The sequence below is a fragment of the Actinopolyspora mortivallis genome (genome assembly GCF_003001495.1).
Lineage (GTDB): Bacteria > Actinomycetota > Actinomycetes > Mycobacteriales > Pseudonocardiaceae > Actinopolyspora > Actinopolyspora mortivallis_A.
Genome location: NZ_PVSR01000014.1, coordinates 34305 through 46595 on the forward strand (window position 1 = coordinate 34305; position 12291 = coordinate 46595).

General features: G+C 68.0%; 11 protein-coding genes. 1 reads left to right on the forward strand and 10 read right to left on the reverse strand.

Annotated elements, in window-relative coordinates; translation table 11 throughout:
* Positions 1–66: 66 nt before the first annotated feature.
* Entirely contained in the window at positions 67–2226 is a 2160-nt protein-coding gene (locus CEP50_RS10230) for an MMPL family transporter (RefSeq protein ID WP_106113715.1), read from the reverse strand.
* 122 nt (positions 2227–2348) lie between these two features.
* Between CEP50_RS10230 and CEP50_RS10235 the strand changes: the two genes are divergently transcribed.
* The gene (locus CEP50_RS10235) at positions 2349–3095 is read left to right on the forward strand and encodes a TetR/AcrR family transcriptional regulator (protein ID WP_106113716.1); all 747 of its coding nucleotides are present in this window, start codon (positions 2349–2351) and stop codon (positions 3093–3095) included.
* Positions 3096–3135: 40 nt separating this feature from the next.
* On the opposite strand, the gene CEP50_RS10240 is transcribed toward CEP50_RS10235, so the two are convergent.
* The 9 genes from CEP50_RS10240 to CEP50_RS10275 all read right to left on the reverse strand — a co-directional run bounded on the left by CEP50_RS10240 (position 3136) and on the right by CEP50_RS10275 (position 12236).
* Positions 3136–3960 (reverse strand): ESX secretion-associated protein EspG, encoded by an 825-nt coding sequence (locus CEP50_RS10240; RefSeq protein WP_106113717.1) that lies wholly within the window; start codon positions 3958–3960, stop codon positions 3136–3138.
* An 88-nt stretch (positions 3961–4048) separates the two neighbouring features.
* Positions 4049–5413, reverse strand: coding sequence for a hypothetical protein (locus CEP50_RS10245; protein ID WP_258175139.1), 1365 nt, complete (start codon positions 5411–5413; stop codon positions 4049–4051).
* A gap of 18 nt (positions 5414–5431) precedes the next feature.
* On the reverse strand, positions 5432–5998 hold the full coding sequence (locus CEP50_RS10250) for a DUF3558 domain-containing protein (protein ID WP_219905422.1): 567 nt from the start codon (positions 5996–5998) through the stop codon (positions 5432–5434).
* A gap of 60 nt (positions 5999–6058) precedes the next feature.
* Entirely contained in the window at positions 6059–6391 is a 333-nt protein-coding gene (locus CEP50_RS19870) for a hypothetical protein (protein WP_146134789.1), read from the reverse strand.
* Between the two features lie 364 nt (positions 6392–6755).
* The gene (locus CEP50_RS10255; RefSeq protein WP_106113719.1) at positions 6756–7217 is read right to left on the reverse strand and encodes a DUF4333 domain-containing protein; all 462 of its coding nucleotides are present in this window, start codon (positions 7215–7217) and stop codon (positions 6756–6758) included.
* Between the two features lie 11 nt (positions 7218–7228).
* Positions 7229–7903, reverse strand: a complete 675-nt coding sequence (locus CEP50_RS10260; RefSeq protein ID WP_146134790.1) for a hypothetical protein — start codon at positions 7901–7903, stop codon at positions 7229–7231.
* 21 nt (positions 7904–7924) lie between these two features.
* Complete coding sequence (locus tag CEP50_RS10265) at positions 7925–8578, reverse strand: hypothetical protein (RefSeq protein ID WP_106113721.1); 654 nt, start codon at positions 8576–8578, stop codon at positions 7925–7927.
* Positions 8575–9666, reverse strand: coding sequence for a hypothetical protein (locus CEP50_RS10270; protein ID WP_146134791.1), 1092 nt, complete (start codon positions 9664–9666; stop codon positions 8575–8577). Before CEP50_RS10270 ends, CEP50_RS10265 begins: the two co-directional genes overlap by 4 nt.
* 608 nt (positions 9667–10274) lie before the next feature.
* Positions 10275–12236, reverse strand: a complete 1962-nt coding sequence (locus tag CEP50_RS10275; protein WP_106113723.1) for an acyl-CoA dehydrogenase family protein — start codon at positions 12234–12236, stop codon at positions 10275–10277.
* Positions 12237–12291 lie beyond the last annotated feature (55 nt).

The window sequence follows — 12291 nt, forward strand, 5'->3', positions numbered from 1 at the left end:
ACGATGACGCACCCGGTCGCGGCGACGCCCTCCGGGGCCCCTCCGGCCGGGGAGGGTCTCCCGCACTCAGCGTGTGGACTCCGGCTCCGACCGTCGGGGGCCATCCGCCCCCCGCTCGACGGAGGCACCCCGCAGCGCCCGCCGTCTCCCGCCCGGAGACCACCACGAGACGTCGCCGAGCAGCCGCAGCAGCGCGGGCACCAGCACCATCCGCACCACGGTGGCGTCCAGCACCAGCGCCACGATCATGCCCACGCCGATGAACCGCATCATCGTCACCCCGGAGAAGGCGAACGCCCCGGTCACCACGATGAGCAGCAGCGCGGCCGCGGTGATCATCCTGCCGGTGCGGGCCAGGCCGGTGCGCACCGCCTCCGGGGTGCTCCGCCCCTCGGCACGAGCCTCGACCATCCGGGACAGCAGGAACACCTCGTAGTCGGTGGACAGTCCGAACACCACCGAGGCCATCAGCACGACGACGCCCACCGACATCGGTGCCGGGGTCACGTTGAGCAGTCCGGCCCCGTGTCCGTCGACGAAGATCCAGGTGAGTACCCCGAACGTGGCGGACAGGCTCAGTGCGCTGAGCACCACGGCCTTGATCGGCAGCACCACCGAACCGAACGCGAGGAACATCAGCACCAGGGTGGACCCGACCAGCAGAGCGGCCACCCACGGCAGGGTCTCGACCGTGTCCCGCAGGCTGTCCAGGTTCAGCGCCGTGGTCCCTCCCACCAGCACCTCGCTGTCCGGCGGCGGGGCGAGGGAGCGGATCTCGTCGACCGCCTCGTTGGCACGCTCCCCGAAGGGGTCGCCCTCCAGGGTGGCCTCCAGCACCACGACCCCCTCGGCGCTGCCCGCGGGACGCACCTGGCCGATCCCCCGGATCTCGGCCACCTCCCTCGAGTAGTTCCGCAGCTCCGGCGGACGCGGCGGCGTGTCCCCGCCGTCCACGACGACGCGGACGTTGTCACCGCTCATGGCGGGGAACTCGGAACGGAGTTTCTCGATGCCCTGCCTGGCCGGGTCGTCCTTGGGCAGCACCCGCTCGTCCGGGGTGCCGAAGGTGCTGCCGAGGAAGGGGGCGCCGAGCAACAGCAGCACGGCGATGATCGGGACCGCCGTGAGCAGCGGCCGTTTCATCACCGCCGAGGCGAAGCGGGACCAGCCACGCCCGGGAACGTGCGCGGCGTCGTGTCCCCCGCGGCGCCACGGCACGGCGAGCCCGTCCACCCGCCCGCCGAGCATCCCCAGGATCGCCGGCAGCACGGTCAGGGAGACCACGGCGGCCAGCGACACCGAGGACATCCCGCCGTAGGCGAGGGAACGCAGGAAGCTCTGCGGGAACAGCAGCAGGGTGCCCAGCGCCAGCACCAGCAGGGTGGCGGAGAAGGCCACGGTGCGTCCGGCGGTGCCGACGGTGTGGCGCACCGCCGTGCCCGTGTCCGCTCCGGTGGCCAGTTCCTCGCGGAAACGTCCGACGATGAACAGCCCGTAGTCGATGGCCAGGCCGAGGCCGAGCAGGCTGGCCACGTTGACGGCGAAGGTGTTGACGTCGGTGAGCAGCGAGATCAGGTGCAGCAGCCCGAACGAGCCGAACACGGCCATGCCTCCGACCAGCACGGGTAGGGCGGCGGCCACCACCCCGCCGAAGATGACCACCAGCAGCACCAGCACCACGGGCATGGACACCGCCTCGGCCATGGCCAGGTCGTGCTGGGACTGTCGGCTCATGGAGACCTGGATGGGCACGCTGCCGGCCACGTCCGTGTCGGCCCCGGCCACGTCGAGCTCGTCCCGGATCCGTTCGTAGGCCTCGATCCTGTCGTCCTCGTCCCCGGCGAGCTCGATGGTGGCCAGCCCGATGGTTCCGTCCTCGTTGACCAGGGCGGGGTTCGGGGTCCGCCAGTAGGAGGTGACCTGCTCGACGGCGGAGTCGGGCAGCGCGGAGAGCCGCTCGCGGACGCGTTCGCCGAAGGCGGGGTCGTCCACGTTCCCGCCGGGTCCGACGTCGTAGAGCACCACCACGTCGCCGCCGGAGTCCAGGGCTCCGTCCGCCAGCTCCTGGGCCCGGGCGGCCTCGCTGTTCGGGGATTCGTACCCGCCCTGACCGAAACGGTCGAACACCCCGAGTCCCCAGATCCCGCCCGCCACGACGGCGAGCAGGACGGTCACCAGCACGGGCAGTCGATGTCGGTGCGCGAAGCTTCCCCAGGAACCGAACACACGGACCTCCGAGGACGTCGTGGGACCGTACAGTGGCCACGGCCACCGAACCTTGAGTTAACGGCGTTTACCTCGCCCACTGTAGCGATGATCGCCGTTGAGAGCACTCGATGGAGTGACACATGGACGGAGTCGCTCGACGGGAGTCGTCCCGGTCCACCACGGAACCGGACATCCGCAGACGGGCACGCAACCTGCTGGTCCGCGAGGGGCAGGAGGCGGTCACGCTGCGCGCCATCGCACGCGAGATGGGCATCACCGCCCCGGCGCTGTACCGCTACTACTCCTCCCGGGAGGAACTGCTGTTCCGGCTGAGCGAGGACGTCTGCGCGGACCTGTCGGCGGAGCTGACCGCGAGTATGCGCAACGGCGGCAGCCACCTGGACAAGGTCTTCGCCGTGTGCCGGGGTTTCCGGCGCTGGGCACTGGAACACCCGCGCGAGTTCGCCCTGGTGTTCGCCACCCCCACCGGGGCGAACGCGGGGGAGAAGACGGCACCGGGCGAACGGGACGCCCGCGGGCACCCGGAACGGCACGACGAGCTGGGTCGGGTCTTCCTGAGGGTGGCGGGCCCGCTGATGGCCGAGGGCGTGGCGGACTCCCCTCCCGCGAGCCTGCCGGACGAGCTGCGGGCCGGTCTGGCGGACAGCCAGCGCGACCTGGCGGAGTCCTTCGCGGCCGAGGGCATCGAGATCCCCCGGGAGGCGCTCAGCGCCGAGGCGGTGTACCTGCTGCTGCGCTGGTGGGCACGGCTCTACGGCCAGGTGGCGCTGGAGGTCTTCGGGCAGTTCCCCTTCGACGTCAGCGAGGCCGGGCGGCTGTTCGAGTCGATGCTGGTGGAACTGGCCACGGAGTCGGGACTGCACTGAGGCCGAAACGGGCGCACCGCCCGCCGCAGGAGGGAATCCGTCACCGCTGGAGCGAGGCGCGGAGCTGGTTGGTCATCTCGTCGAGCTTGGCGGTGATCTTGCGCCCGTCGGCCGGGGCCAGAGTGAACCACTCGCGTCCGTCCCCACCGGTCCGGCGTTGGGTGAAGTAGGCACCCTCGTCGGTGGTGAAGACCTGCAACCCGAACGGCAGGGTGTGGACACGACGCACCCGGTTGTCGTAGAGGCGCAGGGTGATGAGCGCCTCCAGGTGACGCGTGCTGTTGAGCGCCCTGGCCAGCGCACGGGCGTCCTCACCCCGCACGCCGGCGGAGTTCAGGGCGGTGAGCGTGCTGCCGCCGGGTTCGGCGGCCATGTGCTTGCCCGCCCGGTCCAGCAGCTCGGTGGGCAGGCTCGCCGAACCGCCGGGGGCGGCCCGCGGGTCGCCGAGCAGCTGGACGGTGTTGCCGGCCGGACCTCCGTACTCGTGGCTGCTGAGCACGATGTCCTCCAGCGTCTCGTGGTCCCGCCCGTCGGCCTGGTAGGCCCGCAGGGTGCTGCGGCCGTGTTCGACGAGCACCGCGTTGAAGTTCTCGCCGTCGTTGTCGCGCACGGCCAGACCGAACGCCAGCGGGGGGTGGGACAGCAGGGTCCAGGCGTCCTCCAGGAAGGGGTGCACCTCGTCGGTGTCGATCAGTCCCTGCTGCTGGAGTTCCCGCCTTCCCGCGTCGTGGGCCGCGCGGCGCTGCTGTTCGTCGGTCACCTCCCGCGGTGCTCCCACACGCAGCATGGGGTGGGGGTGGGTGTCGTAGCGCTCGCACAGGTAGGCCGCCGCGAGCGGGCTGATCGAGATCCGGTTGCGCGTCATCGTTGTCCGCCGTGTCCGAGTTCGTGTCACGTCACCGAGCAGCGACCGCGCCGTTCGCGGGACGCGCGGTCGCCGGTGGGTACCGGGGTCAGGTGTCCTGTTCGTAGGGGGTGGCTCCGATCACGGGCGGGGCGACGCGTTGCATGTCGTTGGTGAACACGTCCTCGGTCTCCGTCAGCCAGCTGGGGCGTTCGTGCTCCTCGTCCTCACCGCCCTGCTGCTGGCCTCCCGCGACGGGGGCGCCGCGCATCATGCCGCCACCACGGCCCGCCGCGGCTCCGGCACCACCGGAGGCGGAGGTGTTGCCGCCGCCCTGGGGTCCGAACGAGCCGACACCGGCACGCCCACCGGGGGCGAGTTCCCCGCCGCGCGGGCCGAAACCCCCGGCACGTCCGCCCGCACCGACGCCCGTTCCGGCTCCCACGCCGGAGCCCGCACCGCCGCGCGGTACGGCGGCCCCGCCGCGTGCCCCTCCGCCGGAGGCGCCGGACGCACCGGGAGGGCCGTGGGGCGCGGGGGCCCAGCGCCCGTTGTACGGGTTCTGCCGCTGCCAGGTGCCGTCGGGGCCCTGGCGGTAGAGCGTGCCGTCCGGGCCGCGCACCGTGTCCGGAGGATGGGACCAGGCCGACCCGGTCCCGGCCGGGGGTGGGGTGCTGCCCGAACCGGAGCCGGAGGGGACGTAACCGCCGCCGCCCACGGTGCCCGCTCCGCCTGCCGCGCCGCTGCCGACGGAACCGCCGACCGCCGTGCCGCTCGGCGAGGGCGCCCACGCCGAGGCCGTACCGGCCGGAGCCGCGCTCCCGCCGAAGGAGGAGCCGCCCATGACCTCGCCCGCGCTGGTCCCGTAGGACGCCCGGGCGGTACCGGTCTCACCGGAGTCCCCGGGACGGTCGAACTGGGGGGCTCCCTGGGTGTTGCTCGCGGTCTGCGCGCTGTAGCGGGTGATCACCCGCTGGGCCTCGTCGTTGGTGGCCTGGAAGCGCTCCTGCTTCTCCTCGTAGTCGCTGGTCCAGCCGAAACCGGGGATGTCGGAGAGGCCGTGTTCCTCAGCCCAGTTCTTGGTCGGAGGGGTCATCTGCGTCGGACGTCCGTCCGGCAGCTTGCCGCCCTCCTGCGGCAGGGCGTAGAAGGTGTCGTGCTGGTGCTGGTTCTGGTCGGTCAGTGCCTTTTTGACTCTCCGAGACGTCTCCGCCGCGTTCTCCGCGATCGGCTTGATCTCGGAGATCGAGGCCCGGGCAGCTTCGGCGGCGCGTCCCTGGTGTGCTTCTCCCGCCTTCTTCAACGCGTTTTCGACCTGCTTCGCCAGACCGTCGAACCTCTCGGCGGCCTTCTCGAAGGCAAGGGCTCCGTGACTTTCAGCAGGAGGCAGGCTCGTGGCGTCGGGATCACCCGCCATGTCCGCGCGAAGTTGTAGCGCCTTGCTTATGTAGCACATCTTCGGAGTGGAAGACATCGTTTCCCCCGTTTCCTCTCACTCGGCATCAGGCCAGGAGGACACCGACAGTTCCAATGCTCGTTTCGCCCTGTCACAGGGATTTACCGCGCCCGTCTCTTCATTATTGAGACGAACCCTGGTCATAACTACTTGTTTTTGATTAACACCCAAGAAAATGTTGCAAGATCCAAGATTTTCTGAACTTATTTTGTTGGCCCGAACAGCGGGATACCCTTCGACATTAATTTTTTCAAAATCTTGATAGGTCGATCGATTGTCATAGTAAACTTGAATCGAGCGACCATCTATCGCAGTCAGAGATATCTTGCTTCCGCCATCATCTGGATCTTCCCAGACACACGCGTCAGGAAGACTCTCCTTGAGCCCGTTTGATTTCCTCTCCCCCTCAGGCTTCATTCCCAGCGAAGAAGCAGCACTGTCCGGCAACAAATCACACACATCAATGGCAGTGACATCCTTCGGATTGGCGATCTCCACTGTCGAAGAGTCCTGCGAGGTCGATGAACCAGCCATGGAAGGATCACCTGGCTCGGGCGACGGCTGGGCACCCGAACCACCACAAGCCGCCAGTACAGCGGACAATACTGTACCACCTATGGCAATAAAACTACGCCTGGATCCACTCTCCATACTCATAACTAATTAGCTTCGCCTTTCGATATTCCGACTACCAACGTCAGCGTTGTAATCCGATTCTCCATATTCTCCCAGAACAGCTTCGTATGCATCAATCTTCTCTTGAATCTTTTCATAAATATCCTTGGCAGATCTCCACAAGGATCCATCCGAATCAACCATCCGCTTTTGGAAAAATTCTCGCGCTTGATCAGTAGTCTGATCTTTGGCCGTAAGCTCACCCGGAACAATCGTCAATGATTCACGAGCAAGAGACTCGGCCTCGTCGCGGGCTCCTTTGAGCTCGTTGAGAGCTTCCCACAGCTTGGCCTTGTCAACCTCGAAGCCGTCCTGGGCCATGTCCTACCTCCCCCACACGCGGGTCATGGTCCGAAACCGAACCACATCCTGCCCGATCAGCACACCCCACGTCAGCGAGATCCCCCGATCACCACTGTGACGAGCACCACCCCACAGTGACCCGTCGACCACCCACCGAACACGCCGTCAGCACGACACTCAACACCACACCAGAAACCACGACGCCACCACGCCGAAGCCCGTTTCCCATGCTCGTCCCCACTCAGCTCCGCCTCTCCACGTTCCGGTCGCCCGCCTCCGCGGTGTCCTCGCTCGTCTCCTGCCGCTTCCACGCCGGTCAGGGGAGCGGAACCGAACACATGAGCCGCCCGGCGGCTCCGAAGACCGGCGGCTGCTCGCCTCGTTACTCGAGCTCGGGGGATCTCACCCGATAACGACCGGTGTCATCGACGATGACGACGGGAACCCGACGTTGTTCTCCCACTTTCATGGTCGCCGTGCAGTCGAATCGACTTCGAGGCTCCACCGGTTGACCACTCGGGCAGGAGACGCTTCTTACCCGGAAGGAGTACTCCTCGGTGAGGATGCGCTGCACCCCCTCTTCCACTGCCTGGTTGTCCAGCACGCGTGAGGGCTCCAGGGTGCTGGCGTACAGCACCGCCGCCGTTCCGAACACCAGGGTGGCCACCCCAGCCAGCACAGCGAGAATGACGGAGGGACGGGCTCCTCGTCGTCGCGGTGGCCCCGCCTGACCTGGCGCGTAGCCCGGATACCCGGGGTACTGCGGGAACTGGTAACCGCCGTTCGGCGGAGGATGGGGATATCCGTACCCCGCAGGGGGCGGCCCTTGCTGTGGGTGGTTCATGATCGGTCCTCTCAGGAAGAAGACTCGACGACACGGTCCATGACGGCACGGGCGACATCACACGGAGCGACATCGGGAAAGGCCGGGTTCAGCACGGAAACAGCCGCCTCTCCCTCGGAGAGCTCCGCTTCGGCCGCGCACTTGGGTGCGGTGGCCGTGGGGTTTCCCTCGCTGTCCCTCCGGAACACGGCCCGGCTCCTTTTGATCGCTCCCGGAGTTCCCGACCCGAACGTGGTCCGCTCGGGGGATTCGAGAGGTCGCAGAGTTCTCCCCCAGGAGACGTAGACACGTAACACACCGTCAGTGCCTTCGGCACTTGTCTGGTGGTTGGCGAACTTGCAGGTGAGTCCTTGTGGGGTACCTTCGTTGTCCTGGGGAGAAAGCACCACTGGCTCGTCCTCACCCGGTTCGGGAGGACGAACCCGTTCCGGCACGGCCTGCCACAGTCCCGAATCGCACGGATCGAAGGGCGCTCCGAGCTCCCGCGCGTCGCGCGGCGGATCGAGATCCCCCAGGACGACCGGTTGCGTCTGCTCGTTCGTCCCCTCGGCGCCCCCGGCGGAGTCCTCGGCGGTCTCCGTCGACCGCGTCGGGTCGGGGCCGGGACGGTCGCTGTCGCCGCACCCCCCACCCAGGAAAGCCACCGCGAGCAGACCGGCGACGACGCGCACAAACCTTGTTCCCATCGAACATCTCCCCGGAAGACGTCATTCGAGAATCGCGGACACACAGGTTTCGGCTATCGAGGAGTGCATGTTCTCCATGTGCGTGTAGTCGGGTTGCGAGTCGGTCTGGACACCACGCGGGTTCGCGGTCTCGAGTCGCACGAACAGCACACCTCCGGTGTCCGGAGAGGTACCCGTGGCGATCGTGTACCTCACGGAACGACTCGTCCCCCTGTCGAAGTCACGGACCCAGGCCGGATGACCGGAGACGTCGGTGCGCTCGTTTCCGTCCACCCTCCCGTAGCCGCGCATGGGCTGTGCCCACATGCTGAGCGTGACCGAGAACTTCTGGTCATTCTGCGGGCCGGACTGCTGGGTGACTATGTTGCAGGCCCTCGAACCGTCGTTCGAGATGTAACGGTAGTACTCGTTGCCCTCCCCCATGATCCGGCTCAACTCCTTCTCGGAAAAAGCCGAACACAGCATGTTCCCGGCGGTGCGCCTGTCCTCCATCCACACCTGCATGACGTACTTGTCCCCGGGCGGATTCGGCTCGTAGTCCAAGCACGCGGAGACCCGGTGCTCGGCACAGACGGACGGCAGAGCCTCACCGGTCACCTCGGTGCTACACCCGGAACCGAACAGAAGCAGCACCAACGCCCCCGCGACTCCGGTCATTCCCTTCCAGCGCTTCATGACTGAAGTTTCTCCAGCAGGGCCTCGGCGAACCGTTTGCTGTTCTCACACGTAGAAGTGGTCACCTTGATGCTCTGGGCGAGCACCTCCGAATCGGGATACCGCACGTTCACGTCGATACCGTACGGATCCTTCCTGAAGGGGAAAGTGATTTCGCACTCGTCCCGAGGACGTACGGAGAATCCGGGACGTCCCATGACGTCCACCGGCTCGTACTCGTCCCGGCCGCGAAGGTTCTCGGGAAGGTCCGTGACGACGAAATCCACCGACACGCGGCTCTCTACGGCTCCTCCCGTTCCCCCCTTGTCCTCCAGGGTACAGTTGGAGGGATCGAAGCGGTGCACTCGTGTCGAGGAAACCCTCCCCCCGACCGGGGGAACATTGTCCATCGCCCACTTCATGGCAACGCAGGGGGAGCGCATCCCCAGCAGGAGAGCCGGCTCGGTCATGTTCTCGTCGCGCCGCGGGGGGTCGATCCAGCGCCGCGCCGTCCTCCTCAGGTACTTCTTGCCGATTTCGCAGGTGTGCGACCGTATCTCCCGTTCCCGCTCCTCGTCCTCGACGTAACCGGAGAACCTCACGTCCAGCGCGATCGCACGCCCCCGGACAAGATCGCGGTAGTAGGAGCACGTGGTGACCATTCCGTCACTCTTCGAGATGGTTCTGTAGAACCTCGTGTCCTCCATGAGAACCAGCTGCGTGTCCTCCCGCAGCCCTCCCGCGAAGTCCCTCCCCACGTCGATCCCGAACACCCAGCTGGATCGACCGTTCTCGTAGTCCGACACACGAAGGGCGCACTCGTTCAACTTCGGTCCCGGTTCAAGGGAGTCCTCGGTGAAGCCGCTCAGTTCCGCGGCCGCTCGCGGATCGTGCAAAGCGCACGGGGACACCGGAAGAACCTCGGTGTCCAAACTGACCGACTCGTCCAGATCCCGTTCTTCCTCGAAAGGCAGACCACGCAGGTACTCGGGAACGTCCTCCCCTCCCGTCCCGGTCCGGTCCGACTCCGCGGGAAGAGCACAGGAGGAGAGCACGAGACCGGCCAGAAGAATCACTGCCGAACAACCACGGAGCCGTGATCCGTGCATGACTGTTTCCCTCGATTCCTCTCCGGAACAAGCGCATCGCTCGGCGGCACTTCCACGACCGGACGTGCCGCGTCGACGTCATCTCAGCCCACCGTCTCGGCCCGGCAGACCGCACACCCCTGGGCGAGGCCTCCTCGCGGAGCTCGCCGTGGACACACGCACCCTCGTGCACGGTTCGCGGTCCAAAGCCGGGGCATATCCTGCCCCGGACGCGCACTCGGTGTCAGCGGAATCGGGCCATCACTGTTATGACGATCAACACTCCTGCTGTGCTGGAGTTCCCGTTCGGACGAGCCGGGACGGGGCGGGCACGGTCCTCCCGAGGGGCAAGTGCGGAACCTCGAATCTCCCCACCCGCCCGGGACAGGGCGGCGGCTTCTCGACGAAGTCCACCCCTACTGGGTTCCGGAGGCCTTCGGTGTTGGCCGTCCCCGCCCGCGAACACCGCACCGTGCCGGGCGGCTCGTCCCGGGAGCGAGCGGCACGTCTATCCATATTGGCCAGTCTGTCCGTCATCGGAGGGCGCACCGCTCCGGATCCGGCGGCGACCGGAAAACGGCCGGTGCCCGCACCGGGACACCGGCCGTCGCCCCTCGGCGAACCCGTGTTCAGCCCAACCCGGGCTGCTCACCCGTGGCGATCGGCGCGGTCAACCACTGGCGGGGCGTGCCGAAGGCCTCCACCAGCCGCACCGCATGCGGACGCAGCCGCGCGCACAACGCGTTGACCGCCTGGACCACCGACTTGGCCCGCCCGGGGCTGAGTCGTTCGTGCTCCAGGAACCAGGCCCGGTCGTTCTCGATGTTGGACAGTGCGTACAGGTCGCACAGCCGCTCCAACATCCCGGCCGCCTCCGGGTCCGTACACCGGTCGATCCCGGCGACGAAGGCCTCCAGCACCACGCGGTCGATGTGTGCCCGCGCCGCCCGCAGCACGTGGTCCTGGGCCTCGTTGAACACCTCGAAGGGATCGGCCTCCCCGGAGCCGGCGCGGCGCAGCCTGCGCGCCACCCCGTCCAGCACGTGCCGCTCCCGCTCCTCGAACATCCGCAGCTGCCAACCCCGGTCGAACAGCACGTCCTCCTCGTCACGGTTGGGTGCGGCGTCCACCAGCCGCTGGACCAGCGACCGGGCCGCCGTCCGCTCGATCACCGTGCCCACGAACTGGTCGGCCACGTACCGCGCCATCCCCAGCGTGCCCAGCTCCTCGAAGCGGCCCCGGTAGTTCGTCAACAGCCCCTTGGCCACCAGTTGCAGCAGCACCGTGTTGTCCCCCTCGAAGGTGGTGAACACGTCGGTGTCCGCCTTCAACGTGGCCAGTTGGTTCTCCGTCAGGTACCCGGCCCCGCCGCAGGCCTCGCGGCACTCCTGGATGGTGCGGGTGGCGTGCCAGGTGGCCACCGCCTTGATCCCCGCCGCGCGGGACTCCAGCTCGCGCTGGGCCCGCCCGTCCGGGTCCCGCCCGGGGTCGGTGTGCAGGTCGTGCAGCGTGGAGACCAGCTCCTCCTGGGCGAAGTGCAGGGCGTAGGAGGTGGCCAGGGCCGGAAGCAGCCTGCGCTGCTGCGCCAGGTAGTCCAGCACCGGAGTCTCCTGCCCGGTGCCGGGGTTCTCGAACTGGCGCCGCGCGTCGGAGTAACGCAGCGCGATCTCCAGCGCCAGTTTGGTGGCCGAGCCGGCGGTGCCCGCCACCGACACCCGCCCGGTGATCAACGTGCCGAGCATGGTGAAGAACCGCTTGTTCACCCCGTCGATCGGGCTGCTGTAGGTACCGTCGGGGGAGACGTCCCCGTAGCGGTTCAGCAGCGCCTCGCGCGGCACCCGCACGTGGTCGAAGACGATCCGTCCGTTGTCCACCCCGTTCAGCCCGGCCTTGCGACCACAGTCCGACAGGGTCACCCCGGGAGCCGGATTACCCGCCTCGTCCCGGATCGGCACCAGCAGCGCGTGCACCCCGTGTCCCTCGGGCGAGCCGTCCGCACCCGGAGTGCGCAGCTGGGCGAACACCACCGCCAGCCGCCCGTGGCGGGCCGCGTTGCCGATGTAGTCCTTGCGGGCGGCCTCGTCGGGGGTGTGCACCACGAACTCGTCAGTCTCCGGGTCGAAGTCGGCCGTGGTGGCCAGCCGCTGCACGTCCGAGCCGTGCCCCGTCTCGGTCATGGCGAAACAGCCCGGCAGTGACACGTCCATGACGGAGCTCAGGTGGCGCCGGTGGTGCCGCTCGGTGCCCAGCGCCGTCAGCGCCCCGCCGAACAGGCCCCACTGCACACCGGCCTTGACCATCAGCGAGAGGTTGCCCGCCAGCATCTCCATGGCCACCACGGAGCCGCCGCGATCGCCGTGGCCCCCGTACTCGGTGGGGAATCCCAGGGCGGGAACCTCGCTGCCGCCCAGCCACCGCAGCTGCTCGAAGACCCGTTCCCGGTGCTGCTCGGTGTCCAGCCCGTCGCCCGGTGGCAGCCGCTCGGACTCCAGCAACTCCCGAACCCTCCGCCGCACCCCGGCCCAACGACCGTCCAGCACCCCCCGCAGCTCGGTGGGGTCGACACCGGCGGGAACCCTCGGAATCCGCATTACGTCCTCCAGCGCACTCGACCGGTGCCCGGAACGGACCTCCGGGCACCTCCGT

What these genes read in the sequence shown, in the direction of transcription:
- CEP50_RS10235 (WP_106113716.1), top strand. Translation starts at nt 2,349, where the DNA reads ATGGACGGAGTCGCTCGACGGGAGTCGTCCCGGTCCACCACGGAACCG.
- CEP50_RS10240 (WP_106113717.1), bottom strand. Translation starts at nt 3,960, where the DNA reads ATGACGCGCAACCGGATCTCGATCAGCCCGCTCGCGGCGGCCTACCTG.
- CEP50_RS10245 (WP_258175139.1), bottom strand. Translation starts at nt 5,413, where the DNA reads ATGTCTTCCACTCCGAAGATGTGCTACATAAGCAAGGCGCTACAACTT.
- CEP50_RS19870 (WP_146134789.1), bottom strand. Translation starts at nt 6,391, where the DNA reads ATGGCCCAGGACGGCTTCGAGGTTGACAAGGCCAAGCTGTGGGAAGCT.
- CEP50_RS10255 (WP_106113719.1), bottom strand. Translation starts at nt 7,217, where the DNA reads ATGAACCACCCACAGCAAGGGCCGCCCCCTGCGGGGTACGGATATCCC.
- CEP50_RS10260 (WP_146134790.1), bottom strand. Translation starts at nt 7,903, where the DNA reads ATGGGAACAAGGTTTGTGCGCGTCGTCGCCGGTCTGCTCGCGGTGGCT.
- CEP50_RS10265 (WP_106113721.1), bottom strand. Translation starts at nt 8,578, where the DNA reads ATGAAGCGCTGGAAGGGAATGACCGGAGTCGCGGGGGCGTTGGTGCTG.
- CEP50_RS10270 (WP_146134791.1), bottom strand. Translation starts at nt 9,666, where the DNA reads ATGCACGGATCACGGCTCCGTGGTTGTTCGGCAGTGATTCTTCTGGCC.
- CEP50_RS10275 (WP_106113723.1), bottom strand. Translation starts at nt 12,236, where the DNA reads ATGCGGATTCCGAGGGTTCCCGCCGGTGTCGACCCCACCGAGCTGCGG.